Raw genomic sequence first — 19,213 nt, 5'->3', positions numbered from 1 at the left:
AGCGTACGCAGCGTCCGATTTATCGGCTCCGCCAAATTGCGCGTTCGTTTCGGACATCGTCTTGGCGTTCAGGCCATATTGCTCGTCCGAACTGCTGCCATTATCTGATATCGCTTGTGGGCTTATGTCAACCCCTCTTAATATATTGGGTCAACATATGGTTAGACCTATCATTGACGATCAACTTTGGAAAACGATCGAACCCTTGGTCCCCCCCAAGGGGCGGCATGCTTGGTATCCTGGCAAACGTTCCGTGGACGAGCGTGCCGCCCTCACGGGAATATTGTTCGTCCTGATGTCGGGCATCCCATGGGAAATGCTCCCTGTGGAGATGGGGTGCGGTTCGGGAACAAGCTGTCGACAACAATTTCGCTTATGGCAGCGGACTGGGGCATGGGAAAAGTTGCGCGAAATCTTGGCCGGACATCCTCAATTTGTTGGCCGTATCGACTGGTCGCGTGTTACGAGCAATTGGTCGGGCCTGAACAAATCGGAGTAGCTTTGCCCGGTGCGCGGATCTGCGATTCGTTCAAATGTTGATCATCCGGTCGATGATCACCCACTCCGGTTTCCCGGCGCCGGTCAACTCAGGCGTGTCTGGTCAGCTGATCCCGTCAGAAGTCCGCAGAGCAACGGGATGGCCGAGAGTTTCGTCAAAACGATGAAGCGCGATTACGTTGCGTGGATGCCCAAGCCCGACGCCCGAACGGCGCTGCAGAACCTGGCCATTGCGTTCGACCACTACAACGAGTCGCATCCGCACAGCGCCTTGAAATACCGCTCGCCGCGCGAGTTTCGCCAGCAAGCAAATTCTCCAACCCAAGCGTGACCGCGTGCCCGGTCATGCAGGGGCAAGTCCACTGGTCAACCCGAGCGTTGCGCGTAAACGTCACTGCCAAGCGCCGTGATTTTTGCAACAACGCCGCTCATATTGCGGATTTTGGATCAAAAGTTCGTCTATTCGGACGATGCAATGGGTTAAATGATTTGAATAAAATTTATTCGGGCGGTGGGGTTTGGCGAATGAAAAGAAGGTGACTTTTTGATATGGACGTATCGTAAATAAGAAAGCTTGGTTGCGGTTTCAGAAGATACGACGGTCACCTTCATGAAAATTTCACATTGTTCCAATTTTGAATGAGAGCCCGGGCATTGGTCGGGCTTAGACCGTGTTAGGCACTTTTCATCAGGTTTGCGAAATGAACGGGCATCAGAACGGAAAAGATCACGAAATGAAGCCCTGCCAGTGTCCCGGGCAGGCGCTCGTAATCTCGCGTGAGCCGGCGAAAGCGGTTCAGCCAGCCGAAGCTGCGCTCCACCACCCAACGGCGTGGCAACAGCAGGAAGCCTTTTTTCGCCTCGGCCAGCTTGATCACGTGAAGCTCAATGCCTTCATCAAGCGCCGCCTGCGCGGGTTCCTCGCCCGTATATCCCTGATCGGCGAACGCTACCTTTACCGTCTGGCCCGTGGCTCGCTGGACCTGACGTGCCAGTTCCCTGACCTGCGCTCGCTGCTGCTCGTTTGCTGGCGTCACATGCACCGCAAGCAACTGCCCCAGGGTATCGACCGCCATATGCACTTTGCTGCCTTTCTTGCGCTTATAGCCGTCGTAACCGGCACGAGGCCCACTCTCACAGGTCGACTGCAGCGTACGCCCGTCGAGAATGACCGCGCTGGGCTGGCCCTTGCGGCCCTGCGCGACCCGGATGATCGAACGCAGATCGCTCACCATGGCCTCGAAGCAGCCCGCCTGAATCCAGCGTTGAGTCTGTTGATAGACCAGTTCCCACGGCGGGAATTCATGCGGCAGAAGACGCCGCGGCGCGCCCGCGCGCACGATCCAGCGCAACTCGTTGAACATCTCGCGCAATTCGTATCGGCGCTGCGGCGCGTCTTTGCTCATCCCGCCAGGTTACCAGGTCTGACGGAAAGTGCCTAACACGGTCTAGGATGATTCAACGCTGTCGATTGAATGTCTGCGGCAAGGCAGAAAATGGCGGATGGTGACTGCGCGACACGGCAGACCGACTGGCTGCGCTTGGTAGGGTAGATGTCGACGCCATTCCGAGGGCGGAGGAGGACCGTGACGTATGGTATTCGCTCGAGGCCGCGGAACAGTGAGTGCGGGGTGCTTCTTGAACCGGATAGGCGGGACACAAAGACGAACGCAGTAGCGTGGGAAGGGTGGCGGAACTAGCAGGCTGTTGAAAAACATTCCGGGAGGGTCACGCCGAAAATTATCGAGCAATGTGGTGTGCGCAGGCGGGAGCCGGATGTCCGGGCGGATAGCGAAGGGGGGTAAGAAACATATGGGGAGATAAGGGTGGCGCGCTGGGCGGTAAGCAATACTAAATGATGGCGAGACGCGCTTCGTTGATGGTAAGAGTTCGACAGAATGGATGAAACAATGAACCGGATATATCGAACCGTCTGGAACGAGTCGCTAGGTGCGTATGTGGCAGTCTCGGAGAATGACAGCGCGCTGTGCAAGGGTAAGGGGTGGGTGCAGGGTCTCGCGGTGGGTGAGGTGGGGGCTCCGTCGTCCCATCGCGTTGCGTCGCTCCGCGCGGTCTCGCTCGCAATGATTAGTGCGATGGCGATACCAAGCATTGCGTTGACTCAAACGTCTGGTGGCAATTCAATATATATTAATAACTTTACGGATAGCGCTTGCCTGGCTGCGGTTGACTCACCTCCTGGATCGGTGGGAACGGGCATTTACACTCAGTGTAACGGTAGTTACTCTACGCAGACTGATCACGTTACTTTTTACGGCTCTCGTTTCAACGGCGCAACGCAGACCAATTCGACGGATCTTTCCCTTGGCGGGATGCTGTATGTCAACGCTGGCCTTATTGGTGTTACGGACAACCTGACTGGCACCTACTCAATGCGGCTCGGCAGTCAAGCGACGCTAAACGGTGCGGCGGGGGCCAATGCCATTGCGATCGGGTCCACGCAGACGTCGACGTCTGATGGTTCGACCTCAACGGCGACGATAGCAAGTGCCGCGCGCGCCATTGCCATTGGATCGGGGACCACCGCGAACAGCACAGATTCGGTTGCGCTGGGCACTTCAGCATTGAGCAGTGCGGCCAACGCGGTGGCGATCGGCCACGCCTCGACGGCCACCGGTGGCGCAGCCGTGGCGCTGGGGTACCGGCAGACCGCGACGGGCAACGGCGCGGTGGCCATCGGCGACCCGAACACCGCCACCGGCACGGGCGCGGTGGCCATGGGCGCCAACAACACGGCCAACGGCAACGGCGCGCTGGCCATCGGCGACTCGAACACGGCCAGCGCGCAGGGCGCGGTGGCGCTGGGCGAAACCAACGTGGCGGGCGGCACGGGCGCGGTGGCCATCGGCAACACCTCGACGGCATCGAGCACGGGCGGGGTGGCGCTGGGTTCGGCGGCCACCGCGGTCAACTCCAACGACGTGGCGTTGGGCTCCGGCTCGGTGACGGGCTCGCCGGTGGCGACCTCGGGCACCACGATCGGCGGCAAGTTCTATTCGTTTGCGGGGGCCACGCCCACCAGCGTGGTGAGCGTGGGCAGCCCCGGCAACGAGCGGCAGATCTCGAACGTGGCGGCCGGGCAGATCAGTGCCTCGAGCACGGACGCGGTCAACGGCTCGCAGCTTTACGCGACTGACCAGGTGGTCACCTCGCTGTCGACATCTACCTCCGCGGTAGGCAGTTCACTGTCCACCGGTGTGAGTTCACTGTCCACCGGACTGTCGACCACCAACAGCAACCTCACGTCGCTGTCGACGTCCACCTCCACGGTGGGGAGTTCACTGTCCACCGGACTGTCGACCACCAACAGCAACCTCACGTCGCTGTCGACGTCCACCTCCACGGTGGGGAGTTCACTGTCCACCGGGCTGTCGACCACCAGCAGCAGCCTCACGTCGCTGTCCACCTCGACCTCGACGACAGGCAGTTCCCTTTCCGCCGGCGTGAGCTCGCTGTCCACGGGCCTGTCGACCACCAACAGCAGCCTGACCTCGCTGTCGACGTCTACCTCCACGGTGGAGAGTTCGCTGTCGAGCGGCGTGAGCTCGCTGTCGACCGGTGTGAGTTCCCTTTCCACCGGGCTGTCGACCACCAGCAGCAGCCTCACGTCGCTGTCCACCTCGACCTCGACGACAGGCAGTTCACTGTCCACCGGCGTGAGCTCGCTGTCCACGGGCCTGTCGAGCACCAACAGCAGCCTGACCTCGCTGTCGGGCTCGGCCTCCACCGGTATCGCCTCGGTATCGACCGGCCTGAGCACGCTGAACGCCGAAGCCGTCAAGTACGACCACAACCCCGACGGCACGGTCAACTACGGCAGCGTGACGCTCAATCCGGGCGGCACCGCCGCGCAGCTGCATAACGTGGCGGCCGGCACCGCGCCCACCGATGCGGTCAACGTCTCGCAGCTGAGTACCGCAGTCTCCAGCGGCCAGACGCACTACTACAGCGTCAACGACAACGGCACGCAGCAGGCCAACTACAACAACGACGGCGCCACCGGCGTGAACGCACTGGCCGCGGGCACGGGCGCCACGGCCGCGGGCAGCGCGGGCGTGGCGGTGGGCAACAACGCCAATGCGGCCGCGGCGGACTCGGTGGCCATCGGCCCGGGCGCGAGCGCCACCACCGCCAACTCGGTGGCGCTGGGCGCAGGCGCGGTGACCGCCGCGGCGGTGCCCACCTCCAGCGGCACCATCGCGGGCACCACCTACACCTATGCGGGCGCGAGCCCCACGGGCGTGGTCAGTGTGGGCGCGCCGGGCGCCGAGCGCCAGGTCACCAACGTGGCGGCCGGGCAGGTGAGCGCCACCAGCACCGATGCCATCAACGGCTCGCAGCTTTTCGCAACCAACCAGGCCGTCACCTCGCTGTCGACCAGCACGGGCTCGCTCTCCTCGAGCATCTCGACGGTGGGCAGCAGTGTGGCCTCACTGTCGAACTCGACCTCGACGGTGGGCAGCTCGCTCTCGTCGGTGATCTCCGGCACCAGCAGCAGTGTGGCCTCGCTGTCGAACTCGACCTCCACGGTAGGCAGCTCGCTGTCGTCGGTGATCTCCGGTACGAACAGCAGTGTGGCCTCGCTGTCGAACTCGACCTCGACGGTAGGCAGCTCGCTGTCGTCGGTAATCTCGGGTACCAGCAGCAGTGTGGCCTCGCTGTCGAACTCGACCTCCACGGTGGGCAGCTCGCTGTCGTCGGTGATCTCGGGTACCAGCAGCAGCGTGGCCTCGCTGTCGACCTCGGGCTCCACCGCAACAGCCTCGCTCTCGACGCTGGTGTCCACCACGCGCACGCACTACTACAGCGTCAACGACAACGGCACGCAGCAGGCCAACTACAACAACGACGGCGCCACCGGCGTGAATGCACTGGCCGCGGGCACGGGTGCCACGGCCGCGGGCAGCGCGGGCGTGGCGGTGGGCAACAACGCCAATGCGGCGGCCGCGAACACGGTGGCCATCGGCTCCGGCGCGAGCGCCACCACCGCCAACTCGGTGGCACTGGGCGCAGGCGCGGTGACCGCCGCGGCGGTGCCCACCTCCAGCGGCACCATCGCGGGCACCACCTACACCTATGCGGGCGCGAGCCCCACGGGCGTGGTCAGCGTGGGCGCGCCGGGCGCCGAGCGCCAGGTCACCAACGTGGCGGCCGGGCAGGTGAGCGCCACCAGCACCGATGCCATCAACGGCTCGCAGCTCTATGCGACCAACCAGGCCGTCACCTCGCTGTCGACCAGCTCGGGCCTGCTCTCCTCGAGCATCTCGACGCTGGGCGGCTCGATCTCCACGGCGATCTCCGGTACGAACAGCAGCGTGGCCTCGCTGTCGAGTTCGACCTCGAGCGTCGGCAGCTCGCTGTCGAGCGGTGTCAGTTCGCTCTCCACCGTCCTGTCCACCACGGACAGCTCGGTGGCCTCGCTGTCGAGCTCGACTTCCACCGTGGGCAGCTCGCTGTCGAGCGGCGTGAGTTCGCTGTCCACCGGCGTCAGCTCCCTGTCCACCGCCCTGTCGAGCACCAACAGCACCGTGGCCTCGCTGTCGGGTTCCACCTCGACCATGGGAACCTCGCTGTCCACGCTGATCTCGTCGACGCGCACGCACTACTACAGCGTCAACGACAACGGCACGCAGCAGGCCAACTATGCCAATGACGGCGCCACCGGCATCAATGCGCTTGCCGCGGGCGCCGGTGCGGCAGCCGCCGGGGCAGGCGGCGTCGCGGTGGGCCACAACGCCAGCGCACCCGCAGCGAACACGGTGGCCCTGGGCGAAGGCGCCAGCGCCACCACCGCCAACTCCGTGGCGCTGGGCGCGGGCTCCACCACCGCCGCACCGGTGGCCACCGCCAGCACGGTGGTGGGCGGCACCACCTACACCTATGCGGGCGCGAGCCCCACGGGCGTGGTCAGCGTGGGCGCGCCGGGCGCCGAACGCCAGGTCACGAACGTCGCGGCCGGGCAGGTGAGCGCCACCAGCACCGATGCCATCAACGGCTCGCAGCTCTACGCCACCAACCAGGCCATCGACACGCTGTCGAGCTCGACCTCCACCGGCATCAGCTCGCTGTCCACGGTCATCTCCTCGACCAGCAGCACGGTCGTCGTGCTCTCGAACAGCCTGTCGTCGACCAGCAGCACGGTTTCCTCGCTGTCCGGCACGGTGAGCACCATCGCGCAGGGCAGCGCCTCGATGTCCACCGCGATCAGCTCGCTGTCGAGTTCGACCTCCACGGTAGGCAGCTCGCTGTCCTCCGGCGTCAGCTCGCTGTCGAGTTCGACCTCCACCGTGGGCAGCTCGCTGTCCACCGGTCTGGGTTCGCTGTCGACCTCGACCTCCACCTCGGTGGTCTCGCTCTCCACGCTGATCGCCAGCACGGCACGCCCGCACTACGTGAGCATCAACGACAACGGCACGCACCAGGGCAACTACAACAACGACGGCGCCACCGGCGTCAACGCGGTGGCCATCGGCACCAACGCCGCCGCGGCCGGCACCAGCAGCGTGGCGCTGGGCGACTCGGCCAGCGCCACGGGCGATGGCGCCACCGTCATCGGTGCGCACGCCATGGCCTCCTCCAGCGGTGGCGTGGCGCTCGGCCAGGGTGCCACCGCCTCGGCACCCAACGCGGTGGCGCTGGGCTCGGGCTCCGTTGCCAACGAGGCCAATACCGTGTCGGTGGGCTCGGCAGGCAGCGAGCGGCGCATCACCAACGTCGCGCCGGGCATCAACCCGACCGACGCGGTGAACATGTCGCAGCTGCAGGCCGTCCAGGGCAGCGTCACCTCGGTGGCCCGCAAGGCCTTTGCGGGCGTGGCCGGCGCCACCGCACTCGCCATGATCCCCGACGTCGATGCCGGCAAGGTGCTCGCGGTGGGGGTGGGCGCAGCCAGCTACCAGGGCTACGGCGCGGTGGCGCTCGGCTTTACCGCGCGGCTGACCAACAACGTGAAGCTGCGCGGCGGGGTGAGCAGCAGCAGCGCGGGCTACTCGTTCGGCGGTGGCGTGAGCTACCAGTGGTAACGCGGCGTGGCGGCACCCGCCCCCCGGGTGCCGCCACGTCCCGCGCACAGACAACCAGGAGAACAGCAATGAACGGAACAACGGGAAGAAGGGCGGCCGCGGGCATGGCGATCGCCGCCGTACTGGCCGGCTGCACGTCGTCCCAGGGGCCCGCCTGGAACGCGTACTCGGTGGGCCTGCCCAACGGGCAGCATGCCTACCAGGTCACCTGTCACGGCATTTTCGAGGGCCAGGATACCTGCTACACACGCGCCCGCGAGATCTGCGGCAACCAGCAGGTCCATCCGCTCGAGCAGGTGGCCCCGCTCGCCGACGCCAGCGCCACGCACGACGTGCGCGTGCTCACCTTCCAGTGCGCCGCGCCCCCCGCACAGGCTCCCGCGCCCGCCCCGGCTCCCGCGCCGGCGCCCGCCCCCGTGCCGGCACCGCCCCCGCCGCAGAAGCTCTCGCTCGAAGGCGACGCGAACTTCGACGTCGACCGCGCCACCCTCAAGCCCGAGGCGCGCAGCCGGCTCGATGCGCTCATCGCCGCGGCCGCCGGCGCCACCTTCGGCACCGTCAGCGTGAGCGGCTACACCGACTCCACCGGCCCAGCCGCGCACAACCAGGGACTCTCCGAGCGGCGCGCCCGGTCCGTCGCACAGTACCTGCAGCAGCACGGCCTGAAGGCCTCGCAGTACGTCGTGCACGGCTACGGCGAGAGCAACCCGGTGGCCACCAACGCCACGGCCGAAGGCCGCGCCCACAACCGGCGCGTGGAAATCACCACTGGCGAGGCAACAGCCAGATAACCGCAGGCCCCTCCAGGGAGGGCCCGTGCGCATGCCTGCCACGCGGCATGCGCACTTTCGGGCAGGGCCGCGACCCCGACGGTCCTGCCCACTTTTTGCAGTACTGACAGATACACGCACACACAGCGGCCCCCGCGGCCCGCGGATACCTCACAGATACCTACATGCGCATCGGAATCTCCGTGCTGACCCATGCCGGACAGAGCGTCTGGGAGAACGGCCTGGGCCAGAACATCTTCTACCTCGTGCTGCTGCTGCGCACGCTGCCCTTCGTGCGCAGCATCGTGCTGCTCGACTGCGGCGACCAGGCCTGCCTCGCCCCCGAAGCCCACGCCCTCGCGCCCGACCTGGCGCTGGTGCCCCCGCGCGAGGCCGCCGACCTCGTCGACGTCGTCCTCGAGATGGGCGGCGGCCTCGACACCGAATGGCTCGACTACATCCGCGCGCGCGGCGTGAAGGTCGTCTTCTTCTGCTGCGGCCAGCCCTATGTGGGACTCGCCGAGCACGTCGTCTCCGGCCGCCCCGACTACTTCAGCCGCCCCGAACGCTGCGATGCCATCTGGATCCTCGCCAAGGACCGTGCCTTCATCCCCATGCTCGAGACCCTGCACCGCTGCCCCGTGCACGAGGTGCCGTTCCTCTGGGACAGCGTGTTCGTGGAACGCCGCCGCGGCGAGGTCGAGGCCGCCGGCCTTGCCTTCGGCTACCAGCCCGGCACCGGCGAACAGACCCGCGCGCTGCGCGTGGCGATGTTCGAGCCCAACATCTCGGTGGTCAAGTGCTGCCTGATCCCCATGCTCGCCTGCGATGCCGCCTTCCGCGCCGCACCGGCCGCCATCGCCCGCATGCACGTGCTCAACAGCGTCCAGATGCGCGAACACCCCACCTTCTCGTTCCTGCTCGGCTCGCTCGCGCTGCAGCAGCACGGACGCGTGCAGCTCGACACCCGCCACGACTTCGTCGCCTGCATGAGCCAGCACGCCGATACCGTCATCACCCACCAGTGGCACAACGACCAGAACATCCTCTACCTGGACGCGCTGCATGGCGGCTACCCGCTCGTGCACAACTCCCCCTGGCTCGCCAGCGCCGGATACCACTATCCGGACTCCGACATCCCGGCCGCCGCCGCGCACCTGCTGCACATCGCCCGCGAACACGACCGCAGTCACGACACCTACTGCCGCACCGCGCACGATTTTCTCGCGCGCCTCTCGCCGCGCGCCCCGCACAACCTCAGTCACTACGCGCGACAGCTCCTGCAGCTCACCGCCACCTCCGCCACGCACCGGAGCACGCCATGCTGAACGGACGACGCCTGAAGGTCGGCGTGACCCTGTTCCTGCGCCGCGGCCAGCAGTCCATCTGGGAGAACGGCATCTTCCAGAACTGCTACTTCCTCGCCATGCTGCTGGCGAACTCGCCGCTCGTCAGCTCCGCCTGCATCGTCAACGGCGGCGACGGCGAGCCCGCCGGGGCCGCCGGCTTCCTCTCGCTCTCACCCGTGCCCGTCATCAGCATGGACGACGCGCTGCACTCGCTGGATGTGGTCATCGAGCTGAGCGCCCAGCTCAACCCCGACTGGGCCCGCGCCCTGCGCGAACGCGGCGGCCGCGTCATCGCCATGCGCGTGGCCAACGACTACGTCATCGACATCGAGCGCATGATGTTCGGCCTGCCGCACGGCATGCTCGTCTCCGGCACCCCCTGCGACGCCGTCTGGACGCTGCCCGCCTTCGAGCGCATGTGCGCCCCGTACTACGCCGCGGCCCTGCACGCGCCCGTCACCTCCATGCAGCACCTGTGGAGTCCCGTGCTGCTCGAGCGCTCGCTCGCCCAGGCGGGCGGTCCGCCCTTCGGCTACGTACCCGGCCAGCGCCAGTGGCGCCTGGCCATCCTCGAGCCCAACATCTGCATGGTCAAGACCTCGCACGTGCCCATGCTGGCCGCCGACCTGGCGCACCGCCAGCAACCCGGCATGATCAGCTACCTGCGTGTCTTCAACACCTTCGCACTGCGAAGCGATGCCCAGTTCGTCGGTTTCGCGCGCAGCCTCGACCTCGTGCGCCAGGGGCGCGCCAGCTTCGAGCCGCGCCTGCCTGTCTACGAGATCCTCGGCGCGCAGGCCGACGCCATCGTCTCCCATCACTGGGAGAACGCCCAGAACTACCTGTACTACGAGGCCCTGTACGGCGGCTTTCCGCTCGTGCACAACTCCGCGCTGCTCGGCGGCTGCGGCTACCGCTACGCGGATTTCGACTGCCAGGACGGCGCGCTCGCCATCCGCCAGGCCTTCGCCTGCCACGACGCCACCCTCGGCGACTACCAGGCCCGCGCCCGCACCTTCCTCGCCACCCTCGATCCGCTCGCCCCGGCCAACATCAGCCTCTACAGCGAAGCCATTGCGGGAGTCTTCCGGTGAACCGCCCCATGACACACCCTCACGACCGGCCATTCATGCGCGCCATGGCCATGTTCGCCATCGCCGCGTGCCTGGCCGGCGTGCCGCTCACCCGCGCCCAGCCACTCCCCCCGGCCACCGGCACTGCCGCCGGGGCCCCCGTGGCCGCCACCGCCGCACCGCCCGCATCCGTGCCCGCGCCTGTGCCCGACACCGTGCTGGCCGCCGCCGCCCGCCAGGCCGGCATCCGCCGCTGCCAGCCCGCCGTCAGTGTGGTCTCGGCCCGCACCCTGGCCGGCGCCCGCCACGCCGACGTCGTGCTCGACTGGGACCGCCAGGACCCCGACGGCGCACCGTTCTTCTCGCTCACCGGCCTCGACTACGGCCAGAACGCCGCCGCCGTGTTCTCGCTCACCACCGTGCCCCAGCCCGCCGGCTGCACCGTGCTGGCCGAGCGCATCTCCAGCGCGCCGCTGTCCTGCCGCGAGGTGGCCCGCTCGGAACTGCCCGGCTACCAGGCCACCGTGCTGGTGCCCGCCGTCACCGTCTATACCCTGGCCGCCCATCCCCGCGAGACCGTCACGCTCGTCGACTCGCCCGGCGCCTGCCTCATCGTGCGCCGCCAGGTGCGCTACGCCGGCGCGGGCTGAGATGGCAGCACCCACCCCACACAGTCATCCCCATCATCGCCAACGTACAGGAGCACACATGGGCATCAAGGGCGCGCGCGGTCTGCGCATCGGCATCACCATCGGGCTGCATGCGCCCGACGAGAGCCTGTGGATCAACGGCATCAAGCAGAACGCGCTGTACCTGGCCAAGCTCTTCCAGGGCTCGCCGTTACGTCACAACGTCATGCTCGTCAACACCACCGGTGTGCCCATCACCCCGAGCCTGCCGTGGGACCTCGAACGCTTTCCGGTACGCACCTTCGAGGCCGTGAAGGACGACCTGGACGTGCTCATCGAGCTGGGCGGCCAGATCAGCGCGGACCAGACCGCCCACCTGAAGACGCGCGGCACGAAACTCGTGAGCTACTGCTGCGGCCCCGAGTACGTGCAGATGAGCGAGGCCATGATCTTCGCGCGCCGCATGTGCGATGAGCCCTTCATCAACCAGCAGTACGACGAGATCTGGGTCATCCCCCAGGTCATGGAGACCAGCGCCGGCTTCTTCTCCGTACTCAGACGCCGCCCGGTGCGCCCCGTGCCGTTCGTGTGGGACCCCATGTGCCTGGAGGAGCGCACCCGCGCCCTGCCGTTCGCCGGCCAGTACCGCCCGCGCAACGCCCCCGCGCGCATCTCCATCATGGAGCCCAACATCGACGTGCTCAAGTTCTGCCTGTATCCGCTGCTCATCGCCGAGAGCGCCTACCGCGCAGCCAGCACCAGCATCGAATACGTGCACGTCACCAACGCGGGACACCTCGCGCGCGGCTGCCCCGAGTTCATCGGCATCGCCCACTACCTCGACCTCGTGCGCAACAGCCGGGTGAGCTTTGTGGACCGGCATGACACCCCGCAGTTTCTCGCCGGACACACCGACATCGTCGTGTCCCACCAGTGGGGACTTGCGCTCAACTACTTCTATTTCGACGTGTGCTGGAACGGCTATGCACTCGTGCACAACGCGCATCTGTGCCGCGGGCTTGGCTACTACTACGAAGGCAGCAACGTGGAGGAGGGCACCCGCCAGCTGCTGCTCGCCATCGACGAACACCCCCGCCAGTGGGAACAGTACCGCAGCCGCCAGCGCCAGACCATCCGCCCGTTTCTCGCCACCCACGAGCCGCTCATCGAGGCCTACGACAGGCTGCTGTTCGCACTCCTGAGCGGGCAGCACCCCTCATGAACACCATGCTTCCGTCCATCAACGCAACCCTGAACGCCACCGCATCCATGAACCTTCCGCACCGCATGATCGCCCCGTGCAGCGCCGCCGTCATTGCCGCGCTCGCGCTGCTCACCGGCCAGGCGCTGGCCGCCACCACCGGCACGCTCGTCACCGTCAACGGCATCGCCATCCCGCAGGACGACCTGGAGCAGCTCGTGCGCGCCAGCGGCCAGCCCGATACGCCCGTCCTGCGCCAGACCCTCACCCGCGGGCTCGTCGCGCGCGAGCTCATCCGCCAGGCCGCCCGGCGCGAACATCTCGATGAAACCCCCGTGGTGCGACAGGCCGTGAGCCGCGCGCTCGTCGACACGGAGAACCGCCTCTACATCGCGCAGCACGCCCGGCCCCAGCCCGTCACCGACGACCAGGTGCGCGCCCGCTACGACGCCATCACCCGTGAGATGGGCGATCAGGAGTACCAGGTACGCGTGCTCACCTTCGCCGACGAACCCGCCGCGCGCGCCGCGCTCCTGCAGATGCAGCGCGACGCAACGCCACCGGGGCAGGGCAGTGCGGCCGCACTGCCCTGGATCAGCTTCAGGACACCGCCCGTTGAGGGGCATACCGCCGGCCTGCCCCTGGCGCTCGCGCGCACCGTCGCCTCCGCCCCCCCCGGCGAGGCGCAGCTCGTGCCGCTCGACGGCCGCATGGCCGTGGTGCGCGTCGAGGCGCGACGCCCCGTCACCATCCCGCCGTACAGCGAGGCCAGCGGCCCGCTGCGCGCCGCGCTCGAGGCGCAGGCGCGCGAGGCCGCCTTCAGCGCCGTGCTCGATGCGCTCGCCGCGCACGCGGACATCGTGCCGGCCAGCGCGCGTTGAGCGCCGCACTTCATCAGGTTCGCCCGCAGTTCACTCACAGGAGGAAGTCATGACGCTTTACCAGATTGCCATATGGATCGTGACCGGCATCGTCGCCGGCTGGCTGGCCGGCCTCATCGTCAGCGGAAGTGGTTTCGGAATCCTCATCGATATCCTGGTGGGCATCGCCGGCGCCTTCATCGGCGGCTGGCTCGCCTCGCTGCTGGGCATCAGCGTGGGAAACGGCCTGCTGCCCTCCATCGTGGTCGCCGTCGCCGGCGCCGTGGTCCTGCTCTCCGTGATCCGCCTGTTCCGCCACGCCTGAAGCCATGGCCGGCCCATCCGCCGGCCATGGCCCCGCGTCCGCCGCACGCGTGACCCCGCGGCCTCACACCCATGACCACCGGAGAACCTCCCATGACCTGGCTGCAAGAAGTGCAGGCGATGCTCGACCAGGGCCAGCTCATCGCCGCGGCCCACCTGCTCGATGCGCACCACGCCATCGCCTCGGACGACCCCCGCGTGCTGGCCGCCGGCAGCCGCCTGTGGTGCCTGCGCGGGCGCCTGGAGGATGCCCGCGCACTGCTCGATCGCGCGCTCGACATCGACCCGCATGACGCCCGCGTGCTCATCGAGCGCGCGTGCCTGGCCGTGCGCCTGGGCGACGACGCAGGCGCCGACGGCTGGTTCAGCCGCGCCCGCGACGCCCAGGCCCCCGGCAACGACTGGATGGTCGACTGGATCGACGCACTGCTGCGCCTCTCCCGCTTCGAGGAGGCCTGCCGCGTCGCCGCCGTGCGCTGCGAACGCGCCCCCGGCGAGGCCGGCACCTGGTTCCGCCTGGGCCTCGCCCACCAGCAGGCCCGCCACCCCCGCCAGGCCCTCGACGCCTACCGCCATGCCGCCCGCATCGACGAACGCCTGCCCATGCTGCGCAACAACATGGGCGCCGCCCACCTCGAACTGCGCGAGTACGACGCCGCCCGCTCCCTGTTCGAGGCCACCCTGGCCGACGACCCCGACCACGCGCTCGCCTGGACCAACCTCGCCAGCCTGCTGCTGCGCACCGGCCAGCCCGACGACGCCCTGATCGCCGCCGAGCGCGCCTGCGCGCTCGCCCCCGGCTATGCCACCGCCCTGCAGACGTATTCCTACGTGCTGCGCGAACTGCAGCAGTGGCCCCTGGCCCTTCAGGCCGCGCAGCGCGCGCTCGCCTGCGAACCCGCCAGCAGCGCGCTCATGTGGGGCGTGGCCATGCTCCAGCTGCTGCAGGGCGACTACGCCAGCGGCTGGCCCAGCCATGAAGCCCGCTGGCAGGGCTCGCCCGAGCTGCGCGAAGTCTCGCCCAACCTGCCCATGCCGCGCTGGAACGGCGAACCGCTGGCCGGCCGCACCCTGCTCGTGTGGGGCGAGCAGGGCCATGGCGACGTCCTCCAGTTCGTGCGCTTCGTGCCCGCCCTGGCCGCGCGCGTGCAGAAGGAGGGCGGCTCGCTCGTCTACTGCTGCTTCGCGAACCTGCGCTCCCTGCTGGCGCGCAGCCTGGGCGAGGCCGTGCCCGTGGTGGTCGCACACGACCAGCGGCCCCTGCCGGCATCCGACTGCCATCTGCCGCTCGCCAGCCTGCCTCTCATGCTCGGCATCGCGCTGGACGACCTGCCCGGCCCCGTGCCGTATCTCAGGGCCGATCCCGCCCGCACCGACGCCTGGGCCGCGCGCCTGCCCCGCAGGGCCGGCCTGCGCGTCGGCCTCGCCTGGACCGGCAGCCGCCACCACCAGCGCAACCCCATGCGCTCGGTCGACCCCGCCGCGCTCGCCCGCGCCCTCGGCAGCATCGAAGGCGTCACCTTCGTGAGCCTGCAGCCCGACGCCGGCGAGGATGCCCGGCGTGCCCGCGACGCCGGCCTGACCCTGACCGACCACACCGCGGAGCTCGCCTCGTTCGACGACACCGCCGCGCTCGTGGCCAGCCTCGACCTGGTCATCACCGTCTGCACCTCGGTGGCCCACCTGGCCGGCGGCCTCGGCGTGCCCGCCTGGTTCCTGCTCGACGTCAATCCGCACTGGGTCTGGATGACCGGCCGCGCCGACAGCCCCTGGTATCCGCACACGCGCCTGTACCGCCAGCCCGCGTACGGCCAGTGGACCCCCGTGCTCGAGGCCGTGGCCACCGACCTGGCCGCGCTCGCCGCCACCCGCCGCGCGCAGCGCCCACGCGCCGGCCGCTCCGCCGCGTGAGGCCCCCATGAAGCCACGCACCGCCTGCTGTCCCGCGCCCACCGAACCCGAGCCCGGACCCGCACCGGGCGGCGCCTTCTTCCCGCTGCCCATGCAGGACGATCTGCCGCTGCGCCGGCGCGAATGGCCGTTCTACCTGGACCGCCGCCAGCGCGCCCGCCTGCGCTGGCTGCACGAGGCCTGGGGCGACGACGCGGTCATCCAGATCTACTCCGGCTGCGTGCGCATCCGCGGCGAGTGCGGCGACTGGCGCTTCTCCGACGACGCCCAGCTGCGCACCGAAACCGCCCGCCGCCGCGGCTATGCCGTGCTCCAGGGCACCGTGCGGGCCGCCACGCACGACGCGCGCCAGACTCCCACCGGCCGCCCCGGGCCCGCCCGCGGCACCGCCGGCCCACAGCACACCACCCGTACATAGAACAGCAGGGAGGTTTTCATTGAGACGCATCGATCTTGTCCAGACCTTCGCACAGTGCACCGCCAGTCCCCTGTGCGAGCGCCTGGCCGTGCGCACCGGACTGCCACCGCAGATAGTCCCGCACGTGCTCGCGCACGCCGCCAGCCTCCTCCTGGCCGCGCTCGCCGCACGCGCCGCCGAGGGCCGCGAGGCCGCCACCCACGTCTTCAGCGCCCTCACGGGCAGCACCAGCAACCCCCACATCGCCTCCGAGTGGCCCCGCCAGGCCAGCACCACCGCAGGCCTGAGGGACCTCGAACAGGCCGGCGAATCCCTTTTTCTCCACGCCTCAGGCCGCCGCATCGCCCCCCTGGCCGATTACCTCGCCGCCCGCTGCGCCATCCCCACCCAGCCCGCCCACGGGCTCGCCTGCATCGCCTCGGCCATCCTCGCCGGCCTCATCAAGCATCATCTCCTGCTCGCCCAGGCCAGCGCCCTCCATCTGCCCGGCCTGCTCGCCGCCCAGATGCCCGCCATCGGCTCCGACATCGACGACAGCGCCGCCGCCACCCTCGGCTATCTCACCGCCGCCAGCTTCGCCGCCACCATCCCCCCGCGGCTCGCCGCCGTCACCGCCGATTTCCCCGGCGCCTCCCGCACCCCGCCGCCGGCTGCCACCCCCTACGGCCTGCACAGCTCCGCCGTGCCGCCCGCCATACCGGCCACATCCGCCACGCCGGCCACCCCCACCCGGGACCGTGCCGTGAAGGCCGGCTACGCCGGACCCGTCCACTATGCCGGCCTGCCCGTGTCCGGCAGCCGCTTCGCGCTGCCCGCCATCTCCGCGCCAGCCCCTGCCACGTCCGCTGCCGCCACCGCCACGCCCAGCCCCACGGATCTCCGTTCCTCCACCCCGGTGCGCCCGCCAGGCCGGCGCGCCTCCCCCTGGCTGCTGGCCGCACTGGTCGCCCTCGTGGCCACCGGCCTGTTCGCCTGGATGACCCTGTCCGGCCAGCAGCCCGGTGAGGCCGCCCCGCACACCGCCACCTCCGGCCCCGTGCAGGGGCCCGTACCCGCGGCCGCCCCGCCTGCGCCCGCCATGGCCGCCTCCGCTGCGTCCACCCCGGCTGCCTCCGTCGCGGTGCCCGCAGCCAGCGCCGCCTCCGCCACGGCTGCGGCCGCCGCCGCTTCCATGGACCCCGTGTCCTGGCTCGACGCCCGTTCCAGCGCCGCCGGCGTGCCCGCCGTCGACGCACGCCTGGCCAGCGACGCCCAGCGCGCCACGCTCGAGCACGCCCTGGACGCACGTTTCGGTTCCGCCCGTCCGCCCGCCAGCGTCTCCATCGATGCCGCCGCCGGCCCGCCGCCCTGGCTTGACCATCTCGACGCACTGTTGCCGGTGCTGGCCGTGCCCCGTGCCGAACTCTCCGTGCAGGGCCACCGTGTCCAGCTCGGCGGCCTGCCGGCACCCCAGGCCGCCACCTGGCGCCAGCAGCTCCAGCAGGCCCTCGGCCCGGCCTTCACCGTCGCCGCCCCGGACGATCCCGCCAGCGCACGCCTGCAGGCCACCGACGCCTTCCTGCGCGCCATGGCCGCCCTGCTGCAGACCCCCGAACCCTGCCAGGCCTCCGCGGCCGTGCCCGTGCTCAACCTGCAGCCCCTCGACTTCGCGCCCTCCAGCGGCCACGTCCCGCCCGCCGCCACGGAGAACCTTACCCAGACCGCCCGGCTGCTCGCCGCCTGCGCCGCGCGCGGCCAGCCGCTGCACCTGTCGATCGACGCCTGGACCGACCGGCACGGCGACCCCGCCGCCAATCTCGCCCTCTCGCACAAGCGCGCCGATGCCGTGCGCGCGTTCCTCGCCGCCGCCGGTGTGCCCCCCGCAACCCTCACGGCCCGCGGCTACGGCGCCACCGACCCGGTCGCCGGCAACCTCACCGACGCCGGCCGCCTGGCCAACCGGCGCATCCGCTTCACGCCCCTGCCGCCATGACGCGCCACTGCCATGCCCCCACGCCGCTCCACCACCGCCAGCCGGCCCCTCCCGCCGCGCCCGGGCCTGCCACATCTCCGGTTCGATGCTGGAGCCTTCGACACATTCTGTATCGAGCACTGCTTCGGGGCGAATCCGTCCGCTGGCAAAGCCAGAAGGGCGGGACATAGGCTGTTACCCCGACATCAAGGAAAGCACATCATGAGCACCGCAGAACGCCCCGGCGAGTTTGCCATCGACGATCCTCAGGATCAGCCCGATGCCGTATCCATACCGCTGGCAAATCCCGCCGCGCCTCCTTGGACCCATGCCGCCACTGTTGCTCACTCTGACATGCATACCGTGCAGGCTGTGTGTTTTAACGGTTTCGAACTACTGTGCTGCGACGGCTCTCTGGTCTGTCTGCGGGAACTGCGCAGCCTAGGCTACACAGTGAGCCTCCAGTTCCATGCTTCCACGCCCACGTGGTATGTGGCTTGCTGGCAGGAAGGCACCCTTTGGCGCGCAGCCAGCACCCCTTCGGCCGACATCGCACAAACCTTGTTTGGTCATCTCGCCGACGAGATCGTGCAACTGTGCGAGCCCGAACTGCGCCGCATCGAACTTGAGGCCCGCAATGCCCACTTGGCCCATCTCATAGCACAGGCCGAGGCCGAGGCCGCCCGCCTGCGCGACAGCCTGCAGCGCGCCGCCACCCAGTCCCAGCTGGCAGCGGCCCGCCAGCAGAAGGCCCGCCGGGAGATCGTGCGGCTCGACTCCCAGCGTATCGCCGCTCAGGCCCGGCTCACCCAGGCCCTGCGCCAAACCGCCCATCTGCGCACCGCTGCTAGCAATAACACGCCGCCGCGCGGTCGCATCCCTGTCACGCGCAAATAAACGTAAGAAATGACGAAGAGAACCCGACGCACGCACTCAGCGGCGTTCAAAGCGAAGGTGGCGCTGGGAGCGGTCAAGGGCGAGCGCACGCCACCCGAGCTGGCGCAGCAGTTCGATGTGCACCCGAACCAGATTACCGAATGGACGCGGCAATTGCAGGAGAGAGGTGGGGCCAGAAATTCGGACAGGTCGGCAAGTGGAACGGCCGGGACCTGAGCTGGTCATAGGACCAGCAAGAGGACCCCAAAGATGACAAAAAGAAGCCGCCGGTCGCATAGCCCGGCATTCA

Annotated in this window: 13 protein-coding genes and 4 pseudogenes; 16 read left to right on the top strand and 1 reads right to left on the bottom strand. The window is 68.8% G+C overall.

Going from position 1 to position 19,213, the window contains the following annotated elements:
• The first annotated feature begins 124 nt into the window (after positions 1 to 124).
• Entirely contained in the window at positions 125 to 499 is a 375-nt protein-coding gene (locus tag PKKP23_RS35025) for a transposase (protein ID WP_126879771.1), read from the top strand.
• A 111-nt stretch (positions 500 to 610) separates the two neighbouring features.
• Positions 611 to 829: pseudogene (locus PKKP23_RS31340) on the top strand (integrase core domain-containing protein); the annotation flags it as partial.
• A 343-nt stretch (positions 830 to 1,172) separates the two neighbouring features.
• Here the strand turns inward: PKKP23_RS31340 and PKKP23_RS31335 are convergent.
• A pseudogene (locus PKKP23_RS31335) lies at positions 1,173 to 1,904 on the bottom strand (IS5 family transposase); the annotation flags it as partial.
• Positions 1,905 to 2,396: 492 nt separating this feature from the next.
• Here PKKP23_RS31335 and PKKP23_RS35020 point away from each other — a divergent pair.
• From PKKP23_RS35020 to PKKP23_RS31270, 14 genes and pseudogenes are all read left to right on the top strand, one after another.
• Positions 2,397 to 2,486, top strand: a pseudogene (locus PKKP23_RS35020) (ESPR domain-containing protein); the annotation flags it as partial.
• A 405-nt stretch (positions 2,487 to 2,891) separates the two neighbouring features.
• A complete protein-coding gene (locus tag PKKP23_RS31330; RefSeq protein WP_240659227.1) occupies positions 2,892 to 7,541 on the top strand; it encodes a YadA-like family protein in 4,650 nt (1,549 codons plus the stop codon).
• Positions 7,542 to 7,609: 68 nt separating this feature from the next.
• Complete coding sequence (locus PKKP23_RS31325; RefSeq protein ID WP_240659225.1) at positions 7,610 to 8,332, top strand: OmpA family protein; 723 nt, start codon at positions 7,610 to 7,612, stop codon at positions 8,330 to 8,332.
• A gap of 164 nt (positions 8,333 to 8,496) precedes the next feature.
• Positions 8,497 to 9,639 carry a DUF2827 family protein gene (locus PKKP23_RS31320; protein ID WP_126879768.1) on the top strand — a complete coding sequence of 381 codons (1,143 nt, stop codon included), beginning with the start codon at positions 8,497 to 8,499 and terminating at the stop codon, positions 9,637 to 9,639.
• Positions 9,633 to 10,754, top strand: coding sequence for a DUF2827 domain-containing protein (locus PKKP23_RS31315; RefSeq protein WP_126879767.1), 1,122 nt, complete (start codon positions 9,633 to 9,635; stop codon positions 10,752 to 10,754). Before PKKP23_RS31320 ends, PKKP23_RS31315 begins: the two co-directional genes overlap by 7 nt.
• A 35-nt stretch (positions 10,755 to 10,789) precedes the next feature.
• Positions 10,790 to 11,383, top strand: coding sequence for a hypothetical protein (locus PKKP23_RS31310; protein WP_126879766.1), 594 nt, complete (start codon positions 10,790 to 10,792; stop codon positions 11,381 to 11,383).
• Between the two features lie 58 nt (positions 11,384 to 11,441).
• A complete protein-coding gene (locus PKKP23_RS31305) occupies positions 11,442 to 12,584 on the top strand; it encodes a DUF2827 domain-containing protein (protein ID WP_126879765.1) in 1,143 nt (380 codons plus the stop codon).
• Positions 12,581 to 13,444, top strand: coding sequence for a peptidylprolyl isomerase (locus PKKP23_RS31300; RefSeq protein ID WP_240659223.1), 864 nt, complete (start codon positions 12,581 to 12,583; stop codon positions 13,442 to 13,444). The genes PKKP23_RS31305 and PKKP23_RS31300 overlap by 4 nt, the downstream gene beginning before the upstream one ends.
• A gap of 49 nt (positions 13,445 to 13,493) precedes the next feature.
• The gene (locus PKKP23_RS31295) at positions 13,494 to 13,748 is read left to right on the top strand and encodes a GlsB/YeaQ/YmgE family stress response membrane protein (protein WP_126879764.1); all 255 of its coding nucleotides are present in this window, start codon (positions 13,494 to 13,496) and stop codon (positions 13,746 to 13,748) included.
• A gap of 92 nt (positions 13,749 to 13,840) precedes the next feature.
• Positions 13,841 to 15,658 (top strand): tetratricopeptide repeat protein, encoded by a 1,818-nt coding sequence (locus PKKP23_RS31290; RefSeq protein ID WP_126879763.1) that lies wholly within the window; start codon positions 13,841 to 13,843, stop codon positions 15,656 to 15,658.
• A 7-nt stretch (positions 15,659 to 15,665) separates the two neighbouring features.
• Entirely contained in the window at positions 15,666 to 16,076 is a 411-nt protein-coding gene (locus PKKP23_RS31285; protein ID WP_126879762.1) for a hypothetical protein, read from the top strand.
• A 19-nt stretch (positions 16,077 to 16,095) separates the two neighbouring features.
• Entirely contained in the window at positions 16,096 to 18,048 is a 1,953-nt protein-coding gene (locus tag PKKP23_RS34865) for an OmpA family protein (protein WP_126879761.1), read from the top strand.
• Positions 18,049 to 18,249: 201 nt separating this feature from the next.
• Positions 18,250 to 18,924, top strand: coding sequence for a DUF2968 domain-containing protein (locus tag PKKP23_RS31275; protein WP_161978172.1), 675 nt, complete (start codon positions 18,250 to 18,252; stop codon positions 18,922 to 18,924).
• A gap of 9 nt (positions 18,925 to 18,933) precedes the next feature.
• Positions 18,934 to 19,131, top strand: a pseudogene (locus tag PKKP23_RS31270) (transposase); the annotation flags it as partial.
• Positions 19,132 to 19,213: the final 82 nt, after the last annotated feature.

Origin of the sequence: Paraburkholderia kururiensis JCM 10599 = LMG 19447 (assembly GCF_003986935.1) — a bacterium.
Lineage (GTDB): Bacteria > Pseudomonadota > Gammaproteobacteria > Burkholderiales > Burkholderiaceae > Paraburkholderia > Paraburkholderia kururiensis.
This window is presented reverse-complemented; position numbering and strand designations above follow the sequence as displayed.

What these genes read in the sequence shown, in the direction of transcription:
- PKKP23_RS31300 (WP_240659223.1), top strand. Translation starts at nt 12,581, where the DNA reads ATGAACACCATGCTTCCGTCCATCAACGCAACCCTGAACGCCACCGCA.
- PKKP23_RS31290 (WP_126879763.1), top strand. Translation starts at nt 13,841, where the DNA reads ATGACCTGGCTGCAAGAAGTGCAGGCGATGCTCGACCAGGGCCAGCTC.
- PKKP23_RS31310 (WP_126879766.1), top strand. Translation starts at nt 10,790, where the DNA reads ATGCGCGCCATGGCCATGTTCGCCATCGCCGCGTGCCTGGCCGGCGTG.
- PKKP23_RS31325 (WP_240659225.1), top strand. Translation starts at nt 7,610, where the DNA reads ATGAACGGAACAACGGGAAGAAGGGCGGCCGCGGGCATGGCGATCGCC.
- PKKP23_RS35025 (WP_126879771.1), top strand. Translation starts at nt 125, where the DNA reads ATGTCAACCCCTCTTAATATATTGGGTCAACATATGGTTAGACCTATC.
- PKKP23_RS31275 (WP_161978172.1), top strand. Translation starts at nt 18,250, where the DNA reads ATGAGCACCGCAGAACGCCCCGGCGAGTTTGCCATCGACGATCCTCAG.
- PKKP23_RS31285 (WP_126879762.1), top strand. Translation starts at nt 15,666, where the DNA reads ATGAAGCCACGCACCGCCTGCTGTCCCGCGCCCACCGAACCCGAGCCC.
- PKKP23_RS31295 (WP_126879764.1), top strand. Translation starts at nt 13,494, where the DNA reads ATGACGCTTTACCAGATTGCCATATGGATCGTGACCGGCATCGTCGCC.
- PKKP23_RS31320 (WP_126879768.1), top strand. Translation starts at nt 8,497, where the DNA reads ATGCGCATCGGAATCTCCGTGCTGACCCATGCCGGACAGAGCGTCTGG.
- PKKP23_RS31330 (WP_240659227.1), top strand. Translation starts at nt 2,892, where the DNA reads ATGCGGCTCGGCAGTCAAGCGACGCTAAACGGTGCGGCGGGGGCCAAT.
- PKKP23_RS31305 (WP_126879765.1), top strand. Translation starts at nt 11,442, where the DNA reads ATGGGCATCAAGGGCGCGCGCGGTCTGCGCATCGGCATCACCATCGGG.
- PKKP23_RS31315 (WP_126879767.1), top strand. Translation starts at nt 9,633, where the DNA reads ATGCTGAACGGACGACGCCTGAAGGTCGGCGTGACCCTGTTCCTGCGC.